Raw genomic sequence first — 26,450 nt, 5'->3', positions numbered from 1 at the left:
TATAGTTGAAATGATAGATCAACCGTTATTAGGTGCGTTATTTAACAACAAAAATACAACTTACGCTTTACGTTTATAATGTTGTTTTAAAGGAATAACCGACCTAACTCCTCCTTGAGGGTTTTCAACGTCACCCTCTCTTCGTGGAATTAAATGAATATGACAGTGAAGGATTGATTGTCCAGCAATAGCACCAGAATTTGCTCCAATATTAAACCCTTTAACTGAAGGATCTTTTAATATTATTTCGTCTTTAATTTTTTTGATAAGGTTATTGCAGGCAATTACTTCATCATCACTTAGATCAAAATAATCTTTAACATGCCGCTTTGGAATAATTAAACAATGAAATTCAGACACAGGATATGTATCATAACTAGCATAAGCCAACTCATTTTCAGTAGCTGAACCACTTTGTTTGGAGTTGCAGAATAAACAGGGATTATTTGGGTCAAACATAAATATTATTTATAGATAGAACATTTGTTAACTTCACTTTTATAAAAACTAGATAACATTCTATAAAATTTTAAACTTTTTCTCTTCCATTTAATTTCATTAATATTTTTTATTGATGCAACACCTTTTCCAGAACCAATAAGGAGAATTTCATCATATTCGGATAAAGTTTTGATCAATATATCTTTGTTAATAATCTTACCTAATTTTTTATTAAAAAATTTATAGGTAATACCCTTATATATATTATTTATTGGAGAGTAAACTTTATCACCTTTGATAAATAACATATTTGAAGTTCCACTTTCTAAAATCATATTTTTGTAACAAAGACCGACGTCTGAAGTAGTGTTATCCATTTTAGACAAATGTTTTAATATAAAGCTATATTTAAGATTTTTATACTTAGGGTCAAATCGTTTGTGACTAATAAGCTTTAAATTAAAATTTAATTTTGGTGTTTTTCTATTTCTTAAAGAAATTGATATTATCTTTTTATTCACAGCAACTCTAAGAAGATGATTGTAATATCTTTTTTTATCAATATTTAATTTTATTAATTTAAGAATATTTTTTTCAAGATTTAGGGTGTTTAGTTTATAAATTTTTAAAGACTTTATTAAGTTTTTGATATGTTTTTTAAAAAAAAGTATCTTGGCAGGATTTCCAAAAATCCACATAGTAGTGAACACACCATTATCCCCCCAAAGATCTTTAAAATTAATTTCTTTGTAGGTTTTATGCTGATAAGATTTTTTTAATAAGTAGGTTACCATTTTCAGTTAAAAAAGATTCGGGGTGAAATTGAAAGCCATATACTTTTTCTTTATTATTTTCTATTGTCATTGCTGTATTTGAAATAACACACCTCATTGTAATTTCAAAATTTTTTGCAGTAAATGGCTCTTTTAATTTTAGAGAGTGATATCTACCAACAGTGAATTGATTATTTTTTTTGAACAATGAGTTTTTGCTGGTTACTTTTATTTTAGATTGAAAACCATGATAAATCTTTTTTTGCTCAATTATTTTTCCATTTTCACAATGCAGAATTTGTTGAAACCCTAGACAAATACCAATAATTTTTTTTTCACCTTTGTATTTTTTATAGATTTTTGAACTAGAGGGATAATCTTTTGGTGCACCTGGGCCTGGTGAAAAAACAATAATATCTGCTTTTTTTAATTTATTTTCATTTATTTTGTTAAAATTTGTACAAACCACTTCATCAAAGTTTTCAAATTGATGCACTACATTGTGAGTAAAAGAGTCTTGATGATCGATAATGTATATCATTTGTAAAGATCCATTAATGATTTTGCTTTAATATAGTTTTCATTAAATTCATGAGCTGCATTACTGTCAATTACCACTCCTGAAGCTACAGAGATCTCTGATTTACCTTTAAAGTTTAATATAGATCTAATGATAATATTGAACCTCATATCTCCATTGAACTTTAAGTAACCAAAACTTCCAGTGTAAATATTTCTGCTTTGTTTTTCCTGCTTATTTAATAAATTTAATGTGCTAATTTTTGGACATCCAATTACTGATCCGCCCGGCATCATTGCTTTTATAATCTCTAATGAGGTAACTTTATTCTTGAGCTGTCCTCCAATTAAACTTACGTAGTGATAAAGATCCTTGTATTCCTCAACAATCTTTTTCTTTAAAATTTTTACTGAACCTGGTTTACAAATTCTAGATAAATCATTTCTTTCCATATCAACAATCATGTTGTGCTCTTTAGTTTCTTTTAAGTTTTTTCTAAAAAATGTGAGGGCTTTATTCTTATTTAACTTTTTAGTTTTCTTTAAAGTGCCTGCTATAGGCTTTGTTGTTATAAAATTATTTTTTTTTGTTATCAAATTTTCAGGTGAACAGCTTATTATTGAATAATTTTTATCCTTAATCATAAAGGCTTCAGGTGCCATATTACTTTTTACTAGCCTACCAAAAAAATCTAAAGCATCTATTTCAGATTTATTACTGTATTTAGTGCAGATTTTAATCTGGTATGTTTCACCAGATTTTATTTTCTTTTTAAATTTATCAAATATTACTTTATACGATTTTTTATTAATGTTTATTTTAAACAAATCACTAGGCTCTAATAATCTAGTTTTTTTATACCCCAGGTTATTTGAAAGTTTTACTTTTGTTTCAGGTTTGTAAAATATCCCTTTTGGAAAATCTATTTTTTTTTGTTTTTTTATTTTTACGTCTATTAAGTTATTTAGTATTTCATAACCAAAAAAACCAATAAATAGGTCTGTTTCTTTATGAGTAGATTTTAATTTAGTATTTTTGTTAATGAATTTTTCAATATTTTTATTATTTAAAATGATCTTTTTTGAAAAGTCCGTATAAAGATCAAACCCCTTATCTGATTTGTAAATTATAAAGGGTTTTTTTGAATTATTTAAATCTAGTAAGTAGTTTTTCTTATTCAATTTTTTATTCTGTTTTTAATCTTAAAACTGCTTCTTCCTTAATCGGTAGATGTATTATTGCTGCAAAAACAGATAAAGCAATTGCTAAATACCAAGCATAATCATAAGAGCCATATAAATCATGAAATAACCCTCCAAGAAAAGCTCCAAAGAATGAGCCTACTTGATGACTTAAAAAAACTATTCCATATAATACACCTAAATATTTTGTTCCAAAAATATGGGCAACTATACCGCTTGTTGCCGGCACCGTTGAAAGCCATAAAAAACCAAAGCTTGCACCAAAGATAAATGCATTAAGGTTGCTTGCTGGTAAGAAGATAAATAAGATTATTGAAACACCCCTTAATGCATAGATAGAGCTTAAAATGATTTTTTTACTAATTTTTGTAGAAAGATAGCCACTTAATAGAGAGCCAAATATGTTAAATAGTCCAATTAAAGATAAAATTGCAGCAGCTGTCCAGCTTTCTAAACCTCTATCAATTACATATTTTGGAACATGAGTTCCAACTAAAGTTATGTGAAAACCACATACAAAAAAACCAGATGTGAGTAATACGTAGCTTTTGTTTTTAAAGGCCTCTTTTAGAGCATCAAAAGTACTTTGATCGTTAGGCTTTTCAATGGATTGAGCTGAAGAAGGGGATCTAACAAAAAAAGCCACTATAAGTCCAATAAACAAGAATATTGTGAATACAAAAAGTGTGTCCACCCATCCATTTTTGATTAAAGAATAACTTGTATAAAGTGGAGAGATAAAATAGCCCAAAGAACCGACGGCTGTGACAATACTCATGGCTATAGTTCTGTTTGATAATGGGAAATGTTTTCCAACAATTGACATCGGAATACTAATTGCAGTTCCACCTAAACCAATTCCAACTAAAAGTCCCAAATCTATTTGAAAAAAAATTCCAGTATTTGGACCAGTATACAAAAAGTAAATTCCTAAAATATAAAAAACAAAAGCTAAGCAAATCGCTTTATGTCCACCATATTTATCAGCGATGGCTCCAAATATAGGCCCTGTTAAACCCCACATTAACATTTGAATGCCTATTGCTAATCCAGATTGAGTTATTGAAATATCTAGGTCATTTTTAAAATCCATGAAAAATAAACCAAAGGTTTGTCTAACTCCAAGAGAAATTAAAACTACAACACAGGCTGCAATCAGTGTTATTAAAGCTGTTTTATTTTTAATAAATTTTTCTGAACTCATTTAATATATTTAAGAGATTTTTTTAAATCATCTATGAGATCTTTTGGGTCCTCTAAACCAATATGTAATCTAACTAAATGTTCATCTTTTGCTAATTTTAGATACTCTCTATTACCTTGTTCACGCTTGTCTTGATATAACGCAAGGCTTTCAAATCCACCCCAACTATACCCATAACCAAATAGTTTTAAAGAATTAACAAACTTGATTACAGAGTTTTTATTTTTTGATCTAATTTTTAAACCCATCAATCCTGATGCACCAGAATAATATTTCTTCCACATTCTAAAATTAAATGAATCTTTTTTATGTGGGTATAATAATTTTATGTTTTTATAATTAGATAAAAACTCAGCTACTTGTTTTGCACTTTTTTCATGCTTGTCTAATCTAACATCTAAAGTTCTAAGTCCTCTTGTTATTAAATAAGCGTCATCTGGTCCAAGTCTTAAACCAGTTATCTTATTTGCCTTATCAACTTGTTTAAAAACTTTTTTATTAACGGCTAAACTTCCACCCATAACATCAGAGTGGCCTGAATAATATTTGGTAGCAGATACAATTGACATATCAAAACCAAGTTTAATTGGTTTTAAAAAATAAGGTGTTCCCCAGGTATTATCAATTACTGAAAAAATTTTATTCTTTTTTGCAATTGATACTATTTTACCTAAATCTTGAAAATCAAATGTATTGCTTCCAGGATTTTCAACAAAAATTAATTTTGTTTTTTTTGTAATCGCTTTCTCTAAAGTTTTCAAATCATGCGGGTCGTAAAAAACTGATTTTATATTAAATTCTTTTAAAAAATCTTGAGTTAAAATTCTCGTAGGTGAATATGTGGGGTCTGCTACAATGATCTCATCGCCAGGTCGAACAATACTAAAAATAGCCAAAAAAACTGAGCCGAACCCAGTTGGCGTTAAAAATACATGGTAACATTCTTCCATTTCTTTAAGTATCTGGGATAAAACATGAGTAGTTGAAGTTCCTTGTCTTCCGTAATCAAAATGTCCACCTGTTGGGTCTTTTTTGCTCTTATCCTGCATTTTCCTAATATCTTGCATGGATTTAAAGATAATAGTCGAAGCTCTTACTACAGGGGGGTTAACTGACTGATTATGGTAATCTTTTGCTGTATGTTTAAGAAAAGTTTTGAATGATTTGGTCATAAAAAATTTGATAAGTTTAAGGGAGAATGCTATATCCCTTCAATAACGTCAATAAAATTATAAATAGGATAGTATGGGTTACCCAAAAAAACATAGAGGTCGAAGAAAACAGGGCTCTAAAAAAAGAAGAGCTAAAAGAAAAGCAAAGAACAAATAACTTGTCAATCTAATCTTCTAAAAAATATTAGCTTTTTATCCAACCACCACCTAATACCTTATAGCCATTATTATTTTTTGAGTAAAATACACATGCTTGACCTGGGGCAATACCGTGCTCCTCTTCCAATAAATTAACATTCGCGTTGGTATCGCTAATATCTATCTTGGCTTTAATTAATCTTCCGGTAGATCTAACTTTTACAAATAATTCATTTTCAAAATCATTTTGATCATTGGTTATAATATTTAAATCCTTTAAATTTATTTTTGTTTTAACAAGGTGCTCCTTAACTCCAACAATAATTTCATTTTTATCAGCGATAATCTTTACTACATACAGCGGGTTCTTATCAGAAACTCCAATTCCTTTTCTTTGGCCAATTGTATAATTAATGATGCCGTCATGAACTCCTATCACTTCACCATTCATATTTTTAATATTACCTTTGCTAAAAGAGTTTGGTCTAAACTTTTCTATAACTGAAGCGTAGTCACCATTTGGAACAAAGCAAATATCTTGACTGTCAGGTTTGTCTGCAACATTAAGATCAAGTTCTCTTGCAATATTTCTAGTTTCGTCTTTAAGAAGATTGCCTAAAGGAAATCTTAAAAAATTTAATTGATCTTTTGTGGTGTTGAATAAAAAGTAACTTTGATCTCTATTTAAATCAATTCCTCTATACATATCAGTATTATCTTTTTCAGTAATACTTTTAACGTAATGACCTGTTACTAAAGCATCAGCATTGAGTCTTTTTGATTCTTTAAATAAATCTGTGAATTTAACTGTCTTATTACATTGCACACATGGAATGGGTGTTTCTCCATTTAAATAACTGTCTATGAAATTATCAATAACCCCTTCTTTAAATTTATTTTGATAATATAAAATTTTATGTTCAATTTTTAATTTATCAGCTACTCTTTTGGCATCCATAATGTCTTGACCCGCACAACATTGTTTGGAAGAAGCTGTCTCTTTATTATCGTTATAAAGTTTTAAAGTTATACCAATGACATTATATCCTTCATTTTTCATCATAGCTGCAACTGTTGAAGAGTCTACTCCTCCTGACATTGCAACAACAACTAAGGTATCTTTTGGGTCTTTAGCTATTCCAATAGAATTCAATTTTGTCATATTTAATGATATTTATTAGTATATTAACTATAAGTAAATTAATGATTTTAGATTTCGAACCAGGTGACAAAGTTATCAACCCTAACAAGAAAAATTGGGGAACTGGACAAGTTCAATCAATGATTAATGGTAAAGTTACTGTAAATTTTGAAAATGTTGGAAAAAAAGTTATTAATTCAAAAATAATACAATTAGAAAAATTATATAAATGAACCTTGAAGAAAAAAAGAAAATTACTCTTTCACTATTAGAAACTTTTAATAAAGCAAATCAGGTAGCTTTAGATCTGAGAGAGGCTGGTTTAAAAAAAGAAATTAAGTCAGACAATACTCCTGTAAGTAATGGAGATATTGAAGTTAATAAAATTTTAACCAGCAAAATCGAACAAATAACTCCAAATATTGCTATTGTTTCAGAAGAGAGTGCAAATCATAAGATGGATACTGATTTAAATAATTTTTGGTTAATCGATCCAATTGATGGCACTAGAGATTATATAAATAACCGTGATGAATTTACTTTAAATGCAGCATTAATATTGGATAAAAAACCAGCTATTGGGATTATAACAGTTCCAGCAAAAAAAAGATTTTTTTACTCTTACGGTTTATCTCATAGTTATGAGTTAATTAACAATCAAGAAATTTCATTAATGAATAAAGAAAAAAAATACGATGGACTTATAGCAGTAAGTTATTCAAACGACCTTAAACCTGAAATTTTAGAAATTCACAAAAAATATAAGATAAGTTCTTTTCAAAAAATGAAAAGCTCACTAAAATTTTGTGTTATTGCTGCAGGTGAATTTGATATGTATGTTGCTGAGCCAAGGGCTTGTGAATGGGATATTGCAGCTGGTCATGCAATCCTTGAACACTCTGGTGGTAAAGTAACTGACTTTAATTACAATTCAATACTCTATGGAAAATCTGGGTTTAAAAACCCAAGTTTAATCTTAAAAAGTAAAAACATCTTATAATGGATGAACAATTAAGAATAATTTTAATAATTATAGTATCAGTTTCTATCTTTGGCTTATTAGTTTTTGTATTTGTTAAAAATGTTATTAGAAATAGAATTAAATCTCTTGTTGATGAGGAAGATAAAGAAAAGAAATTAAAGTAATCTAATTATTTTAATATAGTCAGCTTGGTCAATATCCATGATCCTTTTGGATGTTTCAAAATCAAAACCATTTCTTGCTAATAAAGCAATATCTTTTTTATAAAATAGTACCCTGTTATCTTCTACCCTCGCTGGTCCAATTCTCTTTTTTTTACAAATCTTTATGCCAGAAAAAAAATCTTGGTCTGAGTTATCTTCTTTAATTTTATCTATTGTTTCTTTTATGTAGCGATCATTAATTCCCTTAGTCATTAGATAGTTTCTAATTTTATTAACTGAACTACCTCTTTGAATTAAGCTTCTTGATTTACTTTCAGAATAGAATTTATCATTGATAAACTTAGTTTTTTCAAGATCTTGTAAAACAACATCAATTAAATCTGTAATATCTTGTTTTTTAATATTTTCTAAATTAGCTTTTAAATACTTCTTTAATAGATAAGTTCTAAGCTGTTGTTTAGAAGGTGCATATCTTTCAATATAGGCAAATGAGAAATTTCTCATCTCCTCTACTGTAACTTGTAATGTTTTTTTTCTATTTCTCATATGAATCTCAATAGCTTATTGTATAATACACTAAAAAATGATCGATCAAATCTATACATACTTTACAATTGAAATAATTTTTCTTTGGTTAAATCTAGGCGTATTACCTTTTTGGTTAATATTAGTCTTATTTCCACAGTCACAAATATGTAGAGTTTTTATTACATCGATTTTTCCTTTTATTATTTTAAGTTTCGTCTACGGTTATTTAACTTATGTGCTGTTTTATGAGGGGTATGACTTTTTTAGAAATTTTGAGCTATATTTAGGCCTAGATTCAATTGGTTACTTATTTAATGATAAGTCCTTTTTAATTTTATTTTGGACTCATTTTCTGTCTATTAATTTATTTTGTGGAGGATGGATTGTTAAAGACTCACAAAAATTTGGTATCAATAAAATAATAATGTCTTTTCCTATATTGATAACTTATTTTATTGGCCCAATTGGACTTACTCTTTATTGGATTATAAGAATTTTTTACGCAAAAAGAATTAATCTATATGACTAAAGAAATAGATTTCTATTTTGATTTCATAAGTCCTTATTCTTACCTAGCGCACCAAAAAATTAAATCTATTAAAAATGTAAAATTTAATTATAAACCAGTTCTTGTTGGTGGTTTACATAATTTACAAGGTATAACGGCACCAGCTTTCATCAAACCTAAACTGAAACACATGATAAGTGACTGTGATTTAATTGCTAAAAAAGATAAATCAAGTTTTATTTGGAATTCTAAGTTTCCTATTAATTCACTAAATATCATGCGTGGGTATCTTTTTATTAATGTTAAAAATAGAGATTTATATCTGAATGTTATGTTTGATGCTTATTGGAAAGATAACCTTGATATTTCTAATGAAGAAATCATAAAAACTCTTATTAAAAAAAGCAAGATTGAACCAATCAGTTTTTTTGACGCTATTAATGATCCTAAAATAAAAGAAGAGTTAAAAATTGTTACTCAAGAAGCTCATGATAAAGAAATATTTGGTGCTCCAACATTTGTTGTAAACAATAAAATATTTTGGGGACAAGATCGCCTAGAATTTGCTTTAGACGAGTATAATAAGTAGTTTAAACTATTTTAAAATCACTTTGACTTATTGCTGCAAAGCCACCATCTATGTGTGATACTTTTTCAAAACCCATCTCTTTTAAAGATTTAGCTGCAAGAGCAGATCTTAAGCCACCCGCACAAAACAGAACCATTTCTTTACTCATATCTATTTTTCCACTTTTAAAATAAGGACCCTCTGGATCTAACCAAAACTCTAACATTCCTCGGGGTATATGATTTGAATTTTCAATTCTACCTGTTTTATCTAGTTCACCTTTTTCTCTGATATCAATTAAAGTGCATTTATCCTCATTTGATAACTTTAATGCTTTGTCAGCAGTAATAGTTTTAACTTTACTTAAAGCTTCAGAAACTAGAGTTTGTGATGATTTAATAGCCATAATATTATAAAGAGATAATTATAAACAATTACATGAAAAAAAGCATCATTAAAAAACTATTTATTAAACTTTCAAAAGTTCTTGGTTATGAGATAATTGACCAAAGTGATTTTAGCTCACCCACACTCGAGAAACAATTAAATGAAGATCTTTCAATTATAAATGAAAGATCAATTATTTTACCTTTGGGTGAAGTAAAAATTACTAAAAAAGTTAACTCTGTGTTAATTATATTTAGAACTAATACTGATGTGGAAATATGGGATCAGAATAAAAGAAGATTATTTGAGCAACCAAAAATTGAATATTCTTTAAAAGCTTTAAATTCATTAATAAGGTCAGTTAACTTTTCTAAAAAAAAGTACCCAAACATTAAATTTAAGACAATAATTGTTGATGATAAATCTAAAGAAGAAAATTTGAATAAGTTAAAGAAACTTATAGATAGAAGTAGTTTAGATATAAGTATTAATTCATTAAACCATGACAAATACAGAGATACAATCAAACAACAAAAAAATGATCAAACTTTTTCTAATTTAGCAAGCCTACTTCAATCTTTTGAGTTAGGAAAAGAATATGGTGAGGATTTAGTTTTCTTTGTTGAAGATGATTACTTACATTTTGAACCTATGATGGAAGAAATGATTGCATCATACGAGAGGATAGCTTCACAAGTTAATAAGGGTATCTTTATGTGTCCTGCTGATTATCCGTATCTATATATGAATAATGAAAAAACAAATATCTTAATTGGAAACAAAAGACATTGGAGAACAATTAATCAAACTCTATGTACATTCTTGACCACAAAATCTTTATTAGATAAATATTGGGATAATTTTTATAATACTTGTTTAGATAGAAACGATCCTTTTGAAAAACATCTAAACAAAATCTATACAAAAGAATTTTGTATCTCACCAATAAAAAGTCTTTCTTTACATCTAACAAATGTTAATTCAAGCTATGGTTTATCTCCCTTTATAGATTATAAAAAATTATGGGAAGAAAATTAAACTAATTATGCTTAAAACAAATACTAAAGCCCCAACTTTTAATTTAAATTCAACTGATGGAAAAATTTATTCACTAAAAGACTCAATTGGTAAATATGTTGTTCTTTATTTCTATCCAAAAGATGACACTCCAGGATGCACAATCGAGACTAATGATTTTAACAAATTATTACCTAAACTTGAAAAACTGAATTGTGATGTATTTGGTATTTCTAAAGATAATCTAAAAAGTCACTATAAATTTAAAGAAAAATATAAGATTAAATTTGATCTTTTATCTGATGTAGAGCTTAATATTTTGAAAAAATACAAAGTTTGGGCTAAGAAGAAATTTATGGGTAGAGAGTTTATGGGTATAGTAAGAACAACCTTCTTAATTGATCCAGAAGGTAAAATTGTAAAAATTTGGGACAATGTTAAAGTTAAGGATCATGCTAAAAAAGTGATTGATACCTTAAAAAGCATTTAGAAATAAAAAAGGCCCCAGTTAAGGGGCCTATTTCTTATAATTACTATATTACTAGTCTCTGATAGCGTAAGCTCTAACACCTATCTCAGCGACATCAGTTCCCAGTTTTTCAGCCTCATCACTTATTCTCAGACCAATAAATTGTTTCAAAACAAAGAATACAATGTAGGAAAAAATAAAAGTAAAGATTGTAACTGATAGTACTCCAATTAATTGAGTTGTTAGAGTGGTACCACTATTACTTAATGTTACAGCTAAAGTTCCCCACACTCCCGCAAATAAATGTACTGGAATTGCTCCAACAACATCATCTAATCTCATTGAGTTTAACCAACTAGTTCCAAAATACATAATTATAGATCCAACTGCACCAATACCAATTGCAAGCATAGGGCTTGGAGCCAAAGGTTCTGCTGTAATAGAAACTAAACCAGCAAGAGCACCATTCAACATCATTACAACATCAGTTTTTCCACCAATTAATCTTGTAACTAAAGCTGCTGTAACACAACCAGCTGCACCTGCTAAATGAGTGTTCATAAATATTTTAGACATTGCGTTTGCATCTTCAAATGTACCCAAAGCTAATTGTGAGCCACCATTAAATCCGTACCAACCCATCCATAAAATGAATGTTCCAAGAGCAGTTAAAGGAATTGAAGAAGCTGCAAATGGTTCCATACTCTTTACATCTCCTTTTGGACTAAACCTTCCTTTTCTAGCACCTAGTAGAATTACACCTGCTAGTGCAGCTGCACCACCACAAGCGTGAACTAGAGTTGAACCTGCAAAGTCAGAAAACCCAAGGGATGCTAACCATCCACCACCCCACTGCCAACCCATAGTAATTGGATAAATTAATCCACCCAAGATTGCAGAAAAGATAAAGAAAGGCCAAATTTTTATTCTTTCAGCCACAGCACCTGAAACGATAGAGCATGTTGCTGCAACGAATAACATTTGGAAAAACCAATCAGCGCTTCCTGAATAACCTTGCTCAAGAGAATCGGTTAGTGTCCATGGTGTGAATGAACCAATAAAACCACCTTCTGGTATTCCGTAAGCTAAATTATAACCACCTAAATAAAAAATTATTGCAACAATTGAAAATTTTCCAATGTTTTTTGCAACAATTGTTGATACACTTTTAGTGGTCACTAATCCTGATTCAAGCATACAAAAACCTGCTGCCATCCACATAACTAAAAATCCACAAACTAAAAATGAAAATGTATTAAAGATATATTGTACTTCTGCAGATACTGTTGTTTCTGCACTTCCAACGCTTGTTAAACCTAGAAGTAAAACTAGACCCAACAAAAATGTTGATATTATTTTTGTTAATTTAATCATAAGACCTCCCATATAAGTTTTCACTTATATTTATGATGATTTTAAAAACTATTGTTGATTAGGAAATTTAGGTATGCAGTAAATGCATATAGTAACAGCCTTGTTACATTTCTGTAAAAGGCTGTTAATAAATTTGGTATTTAATTACTTATTAAATATTTCTTTAAGTGCTTTAGCTGGTAAGAACTTAACTTTTTGAGAAGCACCGATTTGAATTTGCTCTCCAGTTCTAGGATTTCTTCCAACTCTAGCTTTTCTTTTTGCTACTTTGTAAGTTCCAAATCCAGCAATCTTGACTGTATCGTCACCTTTTAAAGCATCTAGAATAGTGTTTGTAATTGTATCAAAAGTACGCTCAGCATCAGCTTTACTTAGGTTTAATGAACCTGAAAGTTGTGCTATTAATTGTTTTTTGTTCATATATTTAGCTCCGGTTTTATTGGTTATTTTCACATAATTTACATTAAAGCCCATAAATCAAGCTTTTTATTAGTGTCTCTTAAAATAAAAACCCCTATATATTGTGATTTATTAAATAAATGTTGATTTTAAAGGGTTATTTAAGAAATATAATTGTTAAAAAACTTAAATAAACCAACATCTTTTAAGTCATTAAACGTTGTAAAAAACATCAATGATAGCAATAAAAACAATCCGATTCGAAAAAAACCTTCTTGAGTTTTTTGTGATAAAGGACGCCCTAATATCTTTTCAATAGCATAAAACATTAAGTGTCCACCATCTAACATCGGAATTGGGAACAAGTTTATTAACCCTAAGCTAATAGAAATGTAAGCCATAAGGCTTATAAAAGGTAAAATTCCAAATTCTGCAACTTGTCCACTAATTTTGGCTATTCGAATTGGACCACCTAACTGGGAAGTATCACCATTTCCAGCAATCATACTACCAATATACTTAAGACTAGAAGTGCACACATAATAAACTTCATTAACCGCATAAAATAGAGCTTTAGCAGGACCAAGTTTAACGTGGTTTACTTCATTATTGTAAGCTCCAAGCTTGATACCAACCATGCGTTTACTGATTTTATTTCCTAGGTTATCCTCCCCCTCAACAATGTTAGGTTTTACTCTAAAGATTAAATCTTGATCATACCTGTTTACTGTAAAATTGATGAATTCATCAGTAGACATCATGATATATTTTGAAACTTCCATAATGCTTTTAACCTCATTACCATCAATTGAGACCACGATATCGTTGTCTTTAAGACCGGCTACCATTGCAGGGCTATTTTTTTGAACTTCATTAATTACCGCTGGTGTAAAGTCTTTTCCAGCAAAAGTATAAACTGAGAAAAATATTAGAATTGCTAATAAAAAGTTGGCTAAAGGGCCACCAAATACAATTAAAGCTCTTTGATATAAGGGCTTTAGTACAAACAGTTTATCCTGATCTTCTTTGCTATATTCTTTTATAATTTTATCATTATCAGCTTGGCTATAAACGTTTCTATCACCAAAAAACTTAACATATCCTCCAAGTGGTATGACACAAACCTTCCATCTAGTGCCTGATTTATCATTCCAACCAAACATTTCTTTACCAAAACCGATTGAAAAATCAGTAACCCCTACACCAAAACGTTTTGCAAAATAATAATGCCCATATTCATGAATAAACACCACGATAACAATTAAAACTATGAAGGGTAATATATAAGACAACATGATTATAATTTAATAATACTATTTATTATTCTAATTTCTAGCTTTTAATATTATAGCCTTTTTTAAGTAACATTGTAACCGAGAGTACACAAATCACTAAAAAAAATACCATTGAACTTATACTTATCCAAATATCAAAATCAGATACACCGTAGAAAGAAAATCTTAAGCCATCAATTAGATAAACCACTGGATTAAAATAAGAAATTGTTTGCCAAAATGGTGGCAACATATCAAGAGAGTATAAACTTCCACCTAAGAATACCATGGGTGTAATAACTAACGATGGAATTATCGACATCTGTTCAAAGTTTTTACTAACAACTCCAATTAAAAAACCAAATAAAGCAAATGTAAAAGAAACTAAAACTAATAAAAATATCATTAACAATGGATATTTAACTGTCACATCCGCAAAAAAAGAAGCAGTTGCATAAATTACAGCACCAACAATTAATGTTTTAGTAGCTCCTGCCCCAACAAAAGCTAGAACAGTTTCAAGCGTTGATATAGGTGCTGCTAAAATCTCGTTAATAGTTCCATTAAATTTTGGAAAAAATATTCCAAACGAAGTGTTACTTATTGATTGAGTTAACAGAGTTAACATTAATAAACCGGGTACAATGAATGATCCATAACTAACACCATCAATTTTTTCAATATAACCTCCAATAACTGAACCAAACACTACAAAATATAATGAGGTGGATATTACTGGTGAAAGAATAGACTGACCTACAGTTCTTATAAATCTATTCATCTCATGAACATAAATAGCACTAAACCCGTAATAATTAAATTTCATTATTCTCCTTTACTAAATCAACAAATATCTTCTCCAAAGTACTTTGTTCTGTTTTTAAATCTTTTAACTTTAAGCCAGTATCTTTTAAGTCTTGTAATAAATCTGTAATACCAGTTTTTTCAGCTTGAACATTATAAGTATAAATTAAAGACATGTGCTCATCGCCTATTTCAAGACTATATTTAAGTAAATCATCGGGAATTTCTTTAATTTTTTTTTGTAATTCAATGGTTAGTTTTTTATGACCCATTTTTTTAATTAATTCTTTTTTATCTTCAACAATAATAATTTCTCCTTGATTAATTACAGCTACACGGTCAGCAATAGCTTCTGCCTCTTCAATATAATGGGTAGTTAAGATAATTGTGACCCCTGTTTTTCTTAACGCTTCAACAACCATCCACATGTCTCTTCTAAGTTCAACATCAACACCTGCTGTTGGTTCATCAAGGAATAGAATTTTAGGTTCGTGGGACAAAGCTTTTGCAATTAAAACTCTTCTCTTCATTCCACCTGACAATTGTCTCAGTCTTTGATCTTTTTTATCCCACAAACTTAAATCTTTTAGAATTTTCTCAATGTGTTCTGGTTTAGGTGGCTTTCCATACAACCCTCTTGAATAAGATACGGTATCAAAAACAGTTTCAAAGGATTCTAGATTTAATTCTTGAGGAACAAGCCCTATTCTTGATCTTGTCTCTCTATAATCTTTTATAATATCAAAATTATCAATTGTAACTGTGCCTGAAGAGGGTTTAACAATTCCACAAATAATACTGATTAAACTAGTTTTGCCTGCACCATTTGGTCCAAGCATTGCAAGAATTTCACCTTGTTTTACTTTAAGGCTAACATTATTAAGGGCTTTAAAGTCATTATCGTAAACTTTGGATAAGTTGTTAATGGATATTTGAATCTCAGACATTTATTGGAGTGTATATAGTTATTAATGAGGTTTATTCAACAAACGTAATAATTTACTGCCTTATTTCATTTCTTAATGTTTATATCCTGAGATTAAAATTTGACTTAATTTAATTATTTCTTTAATTAACTTTTATATTCTTTTTATTAAGAATATCAGTTTCTGGGGTGCTGTAAAAAGCTGAGAATATACCCAAAGAACCTGTTGTATAATCACAACGAAGGGAAAAATGAATACAATATATCTAGATCAATCAACTACTATTATTACTCTACTTTTAACTTCATTAGCTTTTGCTGCTATTGGAATAGTTTATTCAAAAGGTAAACTTTCAATTAACTCGTATTTAAATGCAGATAGATCAATTGGTAAAAGATCTTTAACTGCATCTTTAGTTGCATCATGTTTTGGTGTGTGGATTTTAATTGGTCCATCAGAAGCTGCTACTTGGGGTGGTTTGGGTGCAATAATTGGTTATGGCTTAGGTCAAGCTCTACCCTTCTTAGCTTTTATTACAATCGGTCAACGAATGAGAAAAATTATGCCTAATGGTAATACTCTTACTCAATTTGTTCTAATTAGATTTGGTAAAGCTATGTTTCGTTTAGTTTTATTATTAACAATAATGTACATGTTTGTTTATTTTGCAGCTGAAGTTACAGCGATTGCAAAAGTTGTTAACTTAATGTCAGGGTTTCCTCTTTGGCAAACCTCTCTTGTAATAATTGTTGCCACACTATCTTACACTCTTTACGGGGGGCTTAGAGCTTCAATTTTTACAGATAAAATTCAATTTATTATAATTATGATTTTATTAATATTTGCTATCAACCATATCTTTAATTCTGGAAATAATACTTTTTCTATGGATTTAATTAATGAGAAAGCTGGTACTTTAATGAGTGGTAAATATTTTTATGGATATACTGCTGGCTTAACTTTCTTCATTGCTGTTTTTGCAACCAACTTATTTGATCAAGGTGTTTGGCAGAGAGTATTTGCAGCAAAAAGTTCAGATGATTTAAGAAAAGGATTTATGTCTGCCTTCTTTATTGTAATTCCATTTATGCTTGTTTTAGGTTTCTTTGGAATTCTTGCAGTATCAGTTGATAAAGCAGCAGACCCTAGTACTTTATTCTTTACTCTTTTATTAGAGCCATTTACTGGAATTAATTCTTTGTTAACAATCTCAATATTAATTTTAGTTTTAGCCTTAGTAATTAGTAGTATGGATACACTTATTAATGCGCTTTCAAGCACTATTACTATTGAGGGAAATAAGTTTATTAGTTTAAAAAATAAGAATAGTTATCTTGCACTTTCTAAATACTTAATATGTGGTTTATCAGTAATTGTTTTTTTGATTGCATCTAAGGGTTACAGCGTCTTATTTATGTTTTTATTTGCTGATTTATTATGTTGCGCTGCAGTATTTCCTATTTTTTATGGGATGTTCAAGGGCGATGTTGATGAAAAACTTTCTTTAATTTCAGTTATAATTGGACTTATATCTGGATTGCTTTTATTTCCAAATCAAACTTTTGATAAAAGTATTTTAATTGGTGGATTATTTCCAGCTGAAGCATTTCCGATCTGGATATCCACAGCATTATTATTTTGGTCATTTATTTTAGCAACATTTACACCCATGATTACAGTGATGCTTTTTAAAAAGAATGGTAACTTTAATTTTTCTAAGATTAAAACTTCAATTAAGGAATAGTGAATATTTATAATAATAAAAAAACTTTTTTTTATAAATTAAAGAGTAGCTGTAAGAAGGAATGGTCTGAATACACTAATCATAAATTTTTATCTGATTTAGTAAGTAACAAACTGCCTGATAAAAATTTTAAAAATTATTTAATTCAAGATTATGTTTTCTTACAGCAATTTCTTAAAATTTTAGCTCTTAGTGTTTATAAATCTAAGAGCTTTGAGGAAATTAATAGATCAATAAATTTTATTAAGGGAATTGATCATGAAATCAAACTCCACATCAATTATTGCAAAAAGTGGAATATCCCCCTTAAATCTCTTAATAACATTGTAGTCGAGAAAGCTAATAGTGCTTATACTAATTATGTACTGAATGTGGGTAAAAATGGTGATAATCTTGATATCTTCTCATGCCTATCAGTATGTATCATTGGCTATGGTGAGATTGGGTTTAATCTTTCTAAAATTAAAAACTGGAAAAAAAGTAAATATAGTTCTTGGATTAAAATGTATTCTTCAAAAGAATACCAACAGGTAGCCAAAGATAATATTGATTATTTAGATATTCTCTTGAAAAATAATAAGGGTAAAAAATTAAATACACTTAAAAGACACTTTAAAAAATCAACTATCCTTGAAAGAAATTTTTGGGAATGCTTTGTATAAGGCTTTTATTTTTTCAATTTAAGTTCTAAGTTATTAGATTATGAAGAATGTAGGATTTATAGGTGTTGGCTATATGGGGTATGGAATAGCCAAAAATATTCTAAAAAATAAGAATAATCTATTTGTTATTGCTAACAAAAATAGATCTCCGATAGAAAAAATAGTTAATGAGGGTGCAGTTGAAGTTAATTCATATGAGGAATTATGTTCAAAAAATTTAGACTGTTTATTTCTGTGTGTTACTAACACTCCTATTGCGCATTCAATTATTGAAATAATATATCCTCTATTAAATTCAGACACTGTTATTATTGATATTACCACTCATAACCAAAGTGGCTCAATCGAAGCTAATAAAATTTTTAAAAATAAGAATATAAGCTACATAGAATGTCCGGTAATGGGTGGACCCGTTCAAGCTGAAGAGGGTGTTTTAGGTGGTATCGTTGGTGCTAGTGAGGAAGATTTTAAGAGAGCTGAAATATTTTTAAAAGCATTTTGCAAAGACTACTTTTATTTTGGTGAAGTTGGCATGGGGGCTAAATCAAAACTTTTAAATAATTTTTTAACTCTAGGCAATGCTACTTTAATTGTTCATATGATCAAAAGTGCAGAAAAATTTAATATTGATTTAAAAAAATTATATGACGTTGCTAGGCTTGGTTCGGGAGATTCTGCAGCCTTAAGTAGAATTTTTGATAACCTTTTAAAAAATGATTATACAGGGTTTAAGTTTACAGCAAAAAACTCACATAAAGATATGTCTTATATTCAAGATTTACTAAAGGATATGCCTGATGCTGAAAAATTAGCCAAAGATACAAAAGATTTTTATAAAGATGCCATGGATAATGGTCATGGTGAGCTTTTTATTAGCGAATTAATTAAAAAATAGAATTAATTTTTATTATAAAATTTCTAAAGGCAATGGTGCTTCTGGGTATTTTTCCTTACATAATTTTTCATAATTTTTGCAAAGAGTACTTACAGTGTCATGCGCTTCATCTTTAGAGGTTAAAAATTTAATTAAAGTATCTCTCTCCAATTCAATTTCCTTAATATCTTCTCCACTTAAATATTTACCAGTTTCTACTTCCCAGTAAGTATCATTTAATTCTTCAATTTTTAAAGTGTTAAGCTTTCTTTGAATTTCAATGATAATTTTATCCTCTGTTTTGCTATCTTTCATGGGAGAGTTTAATAATTTTCCTAAACACTTGTCTTTAAGATCATCTAAAAAACTGTTGTAGGGTTTGCCTGCTGCTAAACCCTTAAAGTGATTACTTTCAAAGTATTTACTAATTGCAGCATTAGTTGAGATCTTATTTTTACCTTTTGCAACAGCAACTTGAACATAAACTTCCTGACTGATGTATTCATTTAAATAATCTTTAATTTTATCCGATAACATTAGTTTAAAAATATTAAAGGGTACTTAAAGGATCAACATAATCATGCCCAAAAACATCAGCAACCGCTTTATACGTTACTTGACCTTTACAAACATTTAATCCTGCAAGTAAATGCTTATCTTCACTTAATGCTTTAGCATAACCATCGTTTGCAATTTTGACTAGATATGGAAGTGTTGCATTGTTCAATGCTATAGTTGAAGTTCTTGGAACTCCACCTGGCATATTTGCTACACAGTAGTGAATAACATCATCAATAATATAAGTTGGATCACCATGAGTTGTTGGTTTACTTGTCTCGACACAACCTCCTTGGTCGATTGCAACATCAACAATTACAGATCCTCTTTTCATTAATTTTAACATTGGTTTAGTAATTAATTTTGGAGCTTCAGCACCTGGAATTAAAACACCTCCAATTAAAAGATCAGCTTCTGCAACTAATTTATTTAAATCAATTTTATCACTTTGCTCTGGAATAATTTTATCACCAAAAATTTCAACTAATTGTTTTAGTCTTGCTTCTGATTTGTCAACGATATGAACTTTGGCTCTCATACCAGTTGCAATCACGGCAGCGTTTTCTCCAACAACACCACCTCCTAAAATAACAACAGTTCCTCCTTCAACTCCAGGAGCACCACCTAATAAAAGACCTCTACCGTTTTGATTTTTTTCTAAGCAATGTGCACCTGCTTGAACAGACATACGTCCAGCAACCGCACTCATTGGTGCAAGTAATGGTAATCTGCGATTGTCATCTGTTACTGTTTCATAAGCTATGCAAACACCTTTCGACTTAACTAAACCTTCAGTTAATTCTTTCGCTGCTGCTAAGTGTAAATAAGTATAAACAATCTGATTTTCTCTAATCATATTAACTTCAACTGATTGAGGCTCTTTTACTTTAACAATAATATCTGCATCATTAAAAATATCTTCAGCTTTATCAACGATTTTAGCACCAACACTTGTGTATTGTTGGTTTTCAAAACCAGCTTCAAAGCCACCATTGTTTTCAACTAAAACTTCATGACCTTCTGATATTAAAGTTTTAACGCTTTCAGGGGTTAATCCAATACGATGTTCTTGAGGTTTGATTTCTTTAGGTACGCCGATTTTCATATCAATTTCTCTCTTTTCAGTACTTTAATTTTATTAAAGTTTTTAGTTTTTCTGATTTTTTTGATAGTTGGTAATACCAGTTCTTAACTTTTCAATAATCTCATCAATATGTTTTTCTTCACAGATGAATTGAGGAGCTATAATTAAACAGTCTCCTGTAGCTTTAAAGTTAACACCAGCTTCATAACATGCTTTAAAACATTCAAATCCAGCTTTACCTGGTTTAGTGTTTAGCTTCATGTCTATTCCACCCATCATTCCATATCCTCTAATATTGTCTACAGACTCTAGATCTTGAAGAGAGAACAATCCTTTTTGAAAATAAGGAGCTAAATTTTTTGCTCTATTGAAAATATCATCTTTTTCAAAAATTTCTTGCACCGCAAGAGCAGCTGCTACTGCGACTGGAATTCCTGAATAAGTATAACCATGAAATAATTCAACTGCTCCAGTTGGTGAAGCATCCATTACTGCGTCATATATATAATCATTACATGCAACAACACCCATTGGTACAACACCGTTTGTTGTAGCTTTAGCCATTGTCATAATGTCTGGAGTTACTCCAAATTCATCTGCACCAAATTTAGAACCTGTTCTGCCCCATCCTGTAATTACTTCATCAAAAATTAAAAGTATTCCATGTTTGTCACAGATTTCTCTCAGTTTTTGTAAATATCCTTTTGGTGGAACTAGTGTTCCAGTTGATCCAGCAATGGGTTCAACAATACAAGCAGCAATATTTTCGCCACCAAAATTTTGACAAATAGTTTCTAAGTCATTTGCTAAATAGTCCCCTGTCTCAGGTTGACCACTTACAAATTTATGTTCTGGCAAATGTGTATGTCTAATATGTTGGACACCTGGCATTAAAACACTTGCAAACGTTTTAATATTATTCACCATTCCACCAACTGAAATACAGCCGATGTTCATTCCATGATAACCACGTTCACGTCCAACGAATCTAAATCTTTCTGCGTGCCCTTTTGCTCTATGATAAGCAACGGCAATCTTAATTGCAGTCTCTACAGCTGTAGATCCACAAATTGTAAAAAACATTTTATTTAAATCACCTGGTGTATGCTTTGAAATTTTTGTAGCTAGTTCAAACGAACCACCAAAACCTTGCTGAAAAGGCTGAGCATAATCCAATGTTTCTAATTGCTTTGTAACAGCTTCTGTAATTTCTCTTCTTCCATGACCTAGTGGATTACAAAATAAACCTGAGCTCGCATCTATTTGCGTTTTTCCATGGTGAGTTTTTAAGTAAACACCTTTTGCTTCTGTAATTAATCTGGGGTTTGCTTTAAAATCTTTATTAGATGTAAAAGGCATCCAATGTTCGTTTAGTGAATTAGGTACTGCAGTTCTATTTTCTGAGCTCATAAGTTTTACCTTGATTTAGTTATATTTCGATTCATAGACTAAATAGTTCAATATAACAAATTGATTTTACTATGCAGAGCACATGTTTGGCAGACACATTTGAAGAATTAGACCTTTTTCACAAAACTAATAGCAGCACCAATGGTTGTCAAAAATCCAGCTAACGGCAAGATTGCAACTGCGTATTTCTTTGGCATATAATTCTCTTTGAACTCAATACCTTGGAAACTAATTTCAAAATACCACATTTCCCAATACTTTCCACGCATACCCTCTACAAGTTCAAATCCATAAATTATCAGGACTATACCAATTGCCATAATCATAAGTTTCCAAAACTGGCGTATATATAACGATAGTCTATTTGGTAATTTTTCATAAATTAAATTTAAAGCTATGTGTTCATTGTCTCTGGCTGTCAGAGAAAGTGCTATAAACATCAACCAAATATTACTTAATACTGTTAGCAGATCACCCCAAACAGGAGGGTTGTTAAAAACATATCGCATGATTACGTTATAAAGGGTGAAACCAACCATCGCAGCCAAAAGGAGTGAGCACATAGCTTCCAATGCACGATGGATAAAACGGTCAATGTTGTTAAAAAATTTTAACATATCCCTAATTACTCAATAGGTTTGGAAGAAACATGGTCAACTCTGGAATAACGAGGATAAAAAATAAAAGTAAAAATAGTCCAACTAGATAAGGAATTAACGCAACAGCCACCTTTTCTAGACGCACTTGTGCTATTGTTGCAGCGGTAAAGAACGCGACGCCAACAGGTGGTGTTACTGATCCTATTAAGAAGCCAACTATTACAACGATAGCCGCTTGTATCTCAGGAAAGCCAGCTTGAGCCATAACATTAACTAGTACTGGGCCAACTATGATAATGTTTACCGCGGAGTCCATTACCGTTCCAAGAAGAAAAATGAATAGAATCACAGCTAAAATAAAAATAATGGGGGATCCCGTAAGGCTTAGAAGCCAGTTTTCAAGTTCACCGATTGCACCTAGAGAGGTAAGTAACCAGCTGAAAGGTCCCGACGCAGCTATGATAATAAAAACCATTGCCGAATTACGGAATGCCCGACGAAAAGCACCAGTGCAATCTTTCCATTTAATAGTTCGATAAACGAATACACCTGTAAATAACGCAACCATTGCTGTGATAGCACCAGCCTCGACAACCGATGCAACACCACCCATTACTGAACCCACTAAAACCACAGGTATCAGAAGGGCGAACGAGGATCGATAAAATTCCTTACCTGCTCTACGTATCGAAAATGGTTCATCACTGCGCTCGAAGTTATATTTGATTGCGAAGTAATGATTAATTATCATGATCACAACGCCTATCAACACGCCTGGAATAATGCCAGCCGCAAATAGTGATGCAATCGAAAGCTCAGTCGAGTTAGCAAGTACAATCATCATGATACTGGGAGGAATTATACCTCCTATGGTGGAGCTTACGCCTGTAACCGCAGCCGAAAATGCAGGAGGATATCCAGCTTTTTTCATAGCTGGTAATACTAATGCTCCCACTGTAGCTGTATCTGCAACCACTGAACCATTCATCCCTGCAAAAAACATACTCACAAGAACATTAACTTGGGCCAACCCTCCTCGTACACGTCCAATTAATGACTTGCTCAACGCTACTAACCTGTCAGTAATCGTGGCACTTGTCATTAACTCACCTGTCAACATAAAGAACGCAATTGCAGTTAATGGAACTGAATCAATAGCATTAAACATTTGACTAGGGATTAAAATAAGGGGTACAGCGTCGGTAAATAGAATATAAACAAATGGTATCAGTATTAATATGAAGCCAATGGGAGCACCTAATAAGATTAGAAAAAGAAGTACTCCAAGTAGAATGATACTTTCCATAGTTACTTAAATGTTATGATTTTTTTTAAGTAAAGATCATCTAGTTCTAAAAATAGAGCTAAATGATCTTTACACAGTTTTTCGTTGAACGATTTAAAGAGCTCCAGCTTTCTCTAACTGAGCTACAAATCCATCCATTCCTTGTTCTAGAAGTACTCTTTTAGCTACCTCTGGTTCAAAGGAACCTTTGGCTTTTACCCAAGCACCGATTGCACCTGCTCTCCATTTAGACATTTCAGCATCAGATGGAACATACCATTCTTTCACAGATGCTTTAATTGCATCTTCTCCATTCTTAATCCAAGCGTTATCTAACTGGTTTACTTTTTCTCCATAAGCATCAGCTGCCTCGTGTAACCATTTCTTCTCTTGAGAAGATAGAGCATTATACTGCTTTGCATCCATTGCTAGAATATTTCCAGACCACATGCCACCAATCTCAGTGAAGTATTTTGCAACTTCATGAAGTTTTGCTACATGCTGCCAAGGACTAGCTACATACTGACCTTCAACTACACCCGACTGTAGGCCTGAGTATAACTGGCTCCAATCATAAGGTGTTGGAGTTGCACCCCAATTTTTAACTAGCATGAACTCAATTGGACTCTTAGTAGTACGCCACTTTAGACCTTTCATGTCATTAGGAACGTGAACTGGTTTAGTTGCATTTCCAAGCTGTCTAAATCCACCGCTTGAATATACAGAAAGGCAAATATGGCCTGAATTCTCAAGCGCTAGTTTGCACTGTCTTTCTGCAAGCCATTCATTTGATATTCTTTTTGCATCTTCGAGTGATTTGAAAATGAAAGGCAAATCAAAAATTGCTAACTCTGATCCGAAATTACCATAGTTTGCCGTAGAACTAGTCCAAAGGGATATAAGTCCTTGATTGGCTTGTTCACCACATTTCTGTTCAGCACATAAACTTTTCTGATAAAATGGTTCGATTTTCATCTTGCCACCAGAAGCTTTTGCCAAGGCTGGCATCAGTGCTTGATCTATGGCGTCACCGATTGGCATACCCAATCTACCAGTAGTTCCGAGCTTAAGAGTTACCTCTGCAAAAGAGGCTTGGGCAAAGAAAGCAATTGCAAACCCTGTGAGTAGTTTCCTACAAATTTTTTTATTAAACATTTAATAAATCTCCTTTTAGTTAAATTAAACATAGAATTGATATCCTAAGTTTAATATCCTAAGTTAAAGTAATCTATATTGCTAGAATTTTTTTTAAGACCACTTAATGTCACAGAAATTATGCCTGTAAAAATTTTCCATAATTATTATTAATTTTTTGATTAAAAATTCCTTGCATTAATAAAATTGAAAAAGATATTATTAAAAAACAAATAGATAAATAATTTGTTTGTGGGTTTAAATACTTCAGTAAATGAAGGCCAATTGGAGAACCAATTGTTATTCCTAATAATATTTTACAACTTATAATTGAAACTTTTAATTATTAGAAATGCAGATATGCAATATATTTTGTTTTACATCGCGCCCAAATTGAATTTAAATATCAATAATTTAATTAAATTAATAACAGAGGGAATAATAATGAAAAAAATAATTAGTTTTATTCTTGGTACGGTAGTTGCTCTTAACCTATCTATGTCAGTTGCAAATGCAGCTGCTAAAGAAGTTAGAGTTGCATTCTTTTTAGAGTGGCCTACTCCAAATCAAGAAGACAAAGTTAAAATGATGTTTGATAAAGCACTAGGTGTTCCAGTTAAATGGACTAACTTTTCAAATGGTGGTGCAATGACTGACGCTATGTTAGCAGGAGATATAGATATCTCTTACTCACAAGGTTTAGTGCCATTTATTAATGCTGTTAAATCTAAAGCACCTTTGAAACTTGTAGACGTTGCTATGGAATACGGAATGGGTGGTACAACTTGTGTTACATCTAAAGCTTCTGGTATTACATCAGCGAACGGTTCTGAGTTAGAAGGCAAAAAAGTTGCAGTTCCTCTAGGAACTATGGCTGAGTATGTTTTTGATGAAAGTATGAAAGTTGTTGGTGCTGATAAAAGCAAAATGACTGTTATTCAAATGGACCCTGAAGAAGGTGCTGCTGCACTAGTTTCTGGTGACGTTTCAATGGCTTGTTTATTTGGTGGTAACTCTATTAAAGCAGCTTTAACTGTTGGTACAAGATTGTTAACAGTTCAAGCAAGCTCGTGATGCAGGTATCAAAGGTATCGATATTACATCTGTTA

31 protein-coding genes and 1 riboswitch are annotated in these 26,450 nt (G+C 30.7%); of the genes, 11 read left to right on the top strand and 20 right to left on the bottom strand.

Annotation, left to right across the window (positions count from 1 at the left end; genetic code table 11):
• Positions 1 to 60 precede the first annotated feature (60 nt).
• The 7 genes from ABXT45_RS02445 to mnmA form a co-directional block, all read right to left on the bottom strand.
• Positions 61 to 459 carry an HIT family protein gene (locus ABXT45_RS02445; protein ID WP_415314206.1) on the bottom strand — a complete coding sequence of 133 codons (399 nt, stop codon included), beginning with the start codon at positions 457 to 459 and terminating at the stop codon, positions 61 to 63.
• Positions 460 to 464: 5 nt separating this feature from the next.
• Positions 465 to 1,235, bottom strand: coding sequence for an aminotransferase class IV (locus ABXT45_RS02440; protein WP_415314204.1), 771 nt, complete (start codon positions 1,233 to 1,235; stop codon positions 465 to 467).
• On the bottom strand, positions 1,198 to 1,755 hold the full coding sequence (locus tag ABXT45_RS02435; RefSeq protein WP_415314202.1) for an aminodeoxychorismate/anthranilate synthase component II: 558 nt from the start codon (positions 1,753 to 1,755) through the stop codon (positions 1,198 to 1,200). Before ABXT45_RS02435 ends, ABXT45_RS02440 begins: the two co-directional genes overlap by 38 nt.
• On the bottom strand, positions 1,752 to 2,915 hold the full coding sequence (locus tag ABXT45_RS02430) for a chorismate-binding protein (RefSeq protein ID WP_415314201.1): 1,164 nt from the start codon (positions 2,913 to 2,915) through the stop codon (positions 1,752 to 1,754). Before ABXT45_RS02430 ends, ABXT45_RS02435 begins: the two co-directional genes overlap by 4 nt.
• A 4-nt stretch (positions 2,916 to 2,919) precedes the next feature.
• Positions 2,920 to 4,140, bottom strand: coding sequence for an MFS transporter (locus ABXT45_RS02425; protein ID WP_415314200.1), 1,221 nt, complete (start codon positions 4,138 to 4,140; stop codon positions 2,920 to 2,922).
• Complete coding sequence (locus tag ABXT45_RS02420) at positions 4,137 to 5,312, bottom strand: trans-sulfuration enzyme family protein (protein WP_415314198.1); 1,176 nt, start codon at positions 5,310 to 5,312, stop codon at positions 4,137 to 4,139. Before ABXT45_RS02420 ends, ABXT45_RS02425 begins: the two co-directional genes overlap by 4 nt.
• Positions 5,313 to 5,496: 184 nt before the next feature.
• Entirely contained in the window at positions 5,497 to 6,612 is a 1,116-nt protein-coding gene (gene mnmA, locus ABXT45_RS02415; RefSeq protein ID WP_415314196.1) for a tRNA 2-thiouridine(34) synthase MnmA, read from the bottom strand.
• Positions 6,613 to 6,617: 5 nt separating this feature from the next.
• Between mnmA and ABXT45_RS02410 the strand changes: the two genes are divergently transcribed.
• The 3 genes from ABXT45_RS02410 to ABXT45_RS02400 are packed head-to-tail and all read left to right on the top strand — an operon-like array spanning position 6,618 to position 7,737.
• Positions 6,618 to 6,824: a DUF3553 domain-containing protein gene (locus ABXT45_RS02410; RefSeq protein ID WP_415314195.1), complete on the top strand. Its 207-nt coding sequence runs from the start codon at positions 6,618 to 6,620 to the stop codon at positions 6,822 to 6,824.
• A complete protein-coding gene (locus tag ABXT45_RS02405; protein ID WP_415314194.1) occupies positions 6,821 to 7,591 on the top strand; it encodes a 3'(2'),5'-bisphosphate nucleotidase CysQ family protein in 771 nt (256 codons plus the stop codon). The genes ABXT45_RS02410 and ABXT45_RS02405 overlap by 4 nt, the downstream gene beginning before the upstream one ends.
• Positions 7,591 to 7,737: a hypothetical protein gene (locus ABXT45_RS02400; protein WP_415314192.1), complete on the top strand. Its 147-nt coding sequence runs from the start codon at positions 7,591 to 7,593 to the stop codon at positions 7,735 to 7,737. Before ABXT45_RS02405 ends, ABXT45_RS02400 begins: the two co-directional genes overlap by 1 nt.
• On the opposite strand, the gene ABXT45_RS02395 is transcribed toward ABXT45_RS02400, so the two are convergent.
• Positions 7,729 to 8,283 (bottom strand): regulatory protein RecX, encoded by a 555-nt coding sequence (locus ABXT45_RS02395; protein ID WP_415314190.1) that lies wholly within the window; start codon positions 8,281 to 8,283, stop codon positions 7,729 to 7,731. The genes ABXT45_RS02400 and ABXT45_RS02395 overlap by 9 nt on opposite strands.
• Before the next feature lie 37 nt (positions 8,284 to 8,320).
• On the opposite strand from ABXT45_RS02395, the gene ABXT45_RS02390 reads away from it, so the two are divergent.
• Positions 8,321 to 8,794 carry an ABA4-like family protein gene (locus ABXT45_RS02390; RefSeq protein ID WP_415314188.1) on the top strand — a complete coding sequence of 158 codons (474 nt, stop codon included), beginning with the start codon at positions 8,321 to 8,323 and terminating at the stop codon, positions 8,792 to 8,794.
• Positions 8,787 to 9,362, top strand: coding sequence for a 2-hydroxychromene-2-carboxylate isomerase (locus tag ABXT45_RS02385; protein WP_415314187.1), 576 nt, complete (start codon positions 8,787 to 8,789; stop codon positions 9,360 to 9,362). Before ABXT45_RS02390 ends, ABXT45_RS02385 begins: the two co-directional genes overlap by 8 nt.
• Position 9,363: 1 nt before the next feature.
• On the opposite strand, the gene ABXT45_RS02380 is transcribed toward ABXT45_RS02385, so the two are convergent.
• On the bottom strand, positions 9,364 to 9,747 hold the full coding sequence (locus tag ABXT45_RS02380) for a rhodanese-like domain-containing protein (RefSeq protein ID WP_415314186.1): 384 nt from the start codon (positions 9,745 to 9,747) through the stop codon (positions 9,364 to 9,366).
• 32 nt (positions 9,748 to 9,779) lie between these two features.
• Between ABXT45_RS02380 and ABXT45_RS02375 the strand changes: the two genes are divergently transcribed.
• Both ABXT45_RS02375 and bcp read left to right on the top strand, forming a co-directional pair.
• Positions 9,780 to 10,766 carry a glycosyltransferase family 2 protein gene (locus tag ABXT45_RS02375; RefSeq protein ID WP_415314184.1) on the top strand — a complete coding sequence of 329 codons (987 nt, stop codon included), beginning with the start codon at positions 9,780 to 9,782 and terminating at the stop codon, positions 10,764 to 10,766.
• A 7-nt stretch (positions 10,767 to 10,773) separates the two neighbouring features.
• On the top strand, positions 10,774 to 11,235 hold the full coding sequence (gene bcp / locus ABXT45_RS02370) for a thioredoxin-dependent thiol peroxidase (protein WP_415314183.1): 462 nt from the start codon (positions 10,774 to 10,776) through the stop codon (positions 11,233 to 11,235).
• A 51-nt stretch (positions 11,236 to 11,286) separates the two neighbouring features.
• On the opposite strand, the gene ABXT45_RS02365 is transcribed toward bcp, so the two are convergent.
• The 5 genes from ABXT45_RS02365 to ABXT45_RS02345 form a co-directional block, all read right to left on the bottom strand.
• Positions 11,287 to 12,588 (bottom strand): ammonium transporter, encoded by a 1,302-nt coding sequence (locus ABXT45_RS02365; protein ID WP_415314181.1) that lies wholly within the window; start codon positions 12,586 to 12,588, stop codon positions 11,287 to 11,289.
• Between the two features lie 144 nt (positions 12,589 to 12,732).
• Positions 12,733 to 13,008: an HU family DNA-binding protein gene (locus tag ABXT45_RS02360; RefSeq protein WP_006997102.1), complete on the bottom strand. Its 276-nt coding sequence runs from the start codon at positions 13,006 to 13,008 to the stop codon at positions 12,733 to 12,735.
• A 140-nt stretch (positions 13,009 to 13,148) separates the two neighbouring features.
• On the bottom strand, positions 13,149 to 14,282 hold the full coding sequence (rseP, locus tag ABXT45_RS02355) for an RIP metalloprotease RseP (protein ID WP_415314180.1): 1,134 nt from the start codon (positions 14,280 to 14,282) through the stop codon (positions 13,149 to 13,151).
• A 37-nt stretch (positions 14,283 to 14,319) separates the two neighbouring features.
• Positions 14,320 to 15,087 (bottom strand): ABC transporter permease, encoded by a 768-nt coding sequence (locus ABXT45_RS02350; RefSeq protein WP_415314179.1) that lies wholly within the window; start codon positions 15,085 to 15,087, stop codon positions 14,320 to 14,322.
• A complete protein-coding gene (locus tag ABXT45_RS02345; RefSeq protein WP_415314178.1) occupies positions 15,077 to 16,012 on the bottom strand; it encodes an ABC transporter ATP-binding protein in 936 nt (311 codons plus the stop codon). Before ABXT45_RS02345 ends, ABXT45_RS02350 begins: the two co-directional genes overlap by 11 nt.
• Before the next feature lie 153 nt (positions 16,013 to 16,165).
• Positions 16,166 to 16,255: riboswitch (TPP riboswitch) on the top strand.
• On the opposite strand from ABXT45_RS02345, the gene ABXT45_RS02340 reads away from it, so the two are divergent.
• From ABXT45_RS02340 to ABXT45_RS02330, 3 genes are all read left to right on the top strand, one after another.
• Positions 16,242 to 17,735, top strand: a complete 1,494-nt coding sequence (locus ABXT45_RS02340) for a sodium:solute symporter family transporter (RefSeq protein WP_415314177.1) — start codon at positions 16,242 to 16,244, stop codon at positions 17,733 to 17,735. Its footprint overlaps the riboswitch before it by 14 nt.
• The gene (locus ABXT45_RS02335; protein ID WP_415314175.1) at positions 17,735 to 18,397 is read left to right on the top strand and encodes a TenA family protein; all 663 of its coding nucleotides are present in this window, start codon (positions 17,735 to 17,737) and stop codon (positions 18,395 to 18,397) included. The genes ABXT45_RS02340 and ABXT45_RS02335 overlap by 1 nt, the downstream gene beginning before the upstream one ends.
• Positions 18,398 to 18,437: 40 nt before the next feature.
• Positions 18,438 to 19,292, top strand: coding sequence for an NAD(P)-dependent oxidoreductase (locus tag ABXT45_RS02330; RefSeq protein WP_415314173.1), 855 nt, complete (start codon positions 18,438 to 18,440; stop codon positions 19,290 to 19,292).
• A 12-nt stretch (positions 19,293 to 19,304) separates the two neighbouring features.
• On the opposite strand, the gene ABXT45_RS02325 is transcribed toward ABXT45_RS02330, so the two are convergent.
• The 6 genes from ABXT45_RS02325 to ABXT45_RS02300 all read right to left on the bottom strand — a co-directional run bounded on the left by ABXT45_RS02325 (position 19,305) and on the right by ABXT45_RS02300 (position 25,362).
• A complete protein-coding gene (locus ABXT45_RS02325) occupies positions 19,305 to 19,808 on the bottom strand; it encodes a hypothetical protein (protein ID WP_415314172.1) in 504 nt (167 codons plus the stop codon).
• A gap of 13 nt (positions 19,809 to 19,821) precedes the next feature.
• Complete coding sequence (gene ald, locus ABXT45_RS02320) at positions 19,822 to 20,934, bottom strand: alanine dehydrogenase (protein WP_415314171.1); 1,113 nt, start codon at positions 20,932 to 20,934, stop codon at positions 19,822 to 19,824.
• Between the two features lie 42 nt (positions 20,935 to 20,976).
• Positions 20,977 to 22,323, bottom strand: coding sequence for an aspartate aminotransferase family protein (locus tag ABXT45_RS02315; protein WP_415286853.1), 1,347 nt, complete (start codon positions 22,321 to 22,323; stop codon positions 20,977 to 20,979).
• A 107-nt stretch (positions 22,324 to 22,430) separates the two neighbouring features.
• Positions 22,431 to 22,886 (bottom strand): TRAP transporter small permease, encoded by a 456-nt coding sequence (locus tag ABXT45_RS02310; protein WP_229704552.1) that lies wholly within the window; start codon positions 22,884 to 22,886, stop codon positions 22,431 to 22,433.
• Between the two features lie 58 nt (positions 22,887 to 22,944).
• Positions 22,945 to 24,228 carry a TRAP transporter large permease gene (locus ABXT45_RS02305; protein WP_415314170.1) on the bottom strand — a complete coding sequence of 428 codons (1,284 nt, stop codon included), beginning with the start codon at positions 24,226 to 24,228 and terminating at the stop codon, positions 22,945 to 22,947.
• A 93-nt stretch (positions 24,229 to 24,321) separates the two neighbouring features.
• Complete coding sequence (locus ABXT45_RS02300) at positions 24,322 to 25,362, bottom strand: TRAP transporter substrate-binding protein (RefSeq protein WP_415286850.1); 1,041 nt, start codon at positions 25,360 to 25,362, stop codon at positions 24,322 to 24,324.
• Positions 25,363 to 25,785: 423 nt separating this feature from the next.
• Between ABXT45_RS02300 and ABXT45_RS02295 the strand changes: the two genes are divergently transcribed.
• A complete protein-coding gene (locus tag ABXT45_RS02295; protein ID WP_415314168.1) occupies positions 25,786 to 26,415 on the top strand; it encodes an ABC transporter substrate-binding protein in 630 nt (209 codons plus the stop codon).
• Positions 26,416 to 26,450 lie beyond the last annotated feature (35 nt).

The organism is Candidatus Pelagibacter sp. Uisw_106 (assembly GCF_047724975.1).
GTDB lineage: Bacteria > Pseudomonadota > Alphaproteobacteria > Pelagibacterales > Pelagibacteraceae > Pelagibacter.
The sequence above is the reverse complement of the archived record's forward strand: the minus strand, read 5'-3'. Positions and strand labels throughout refer to the sequence as shown.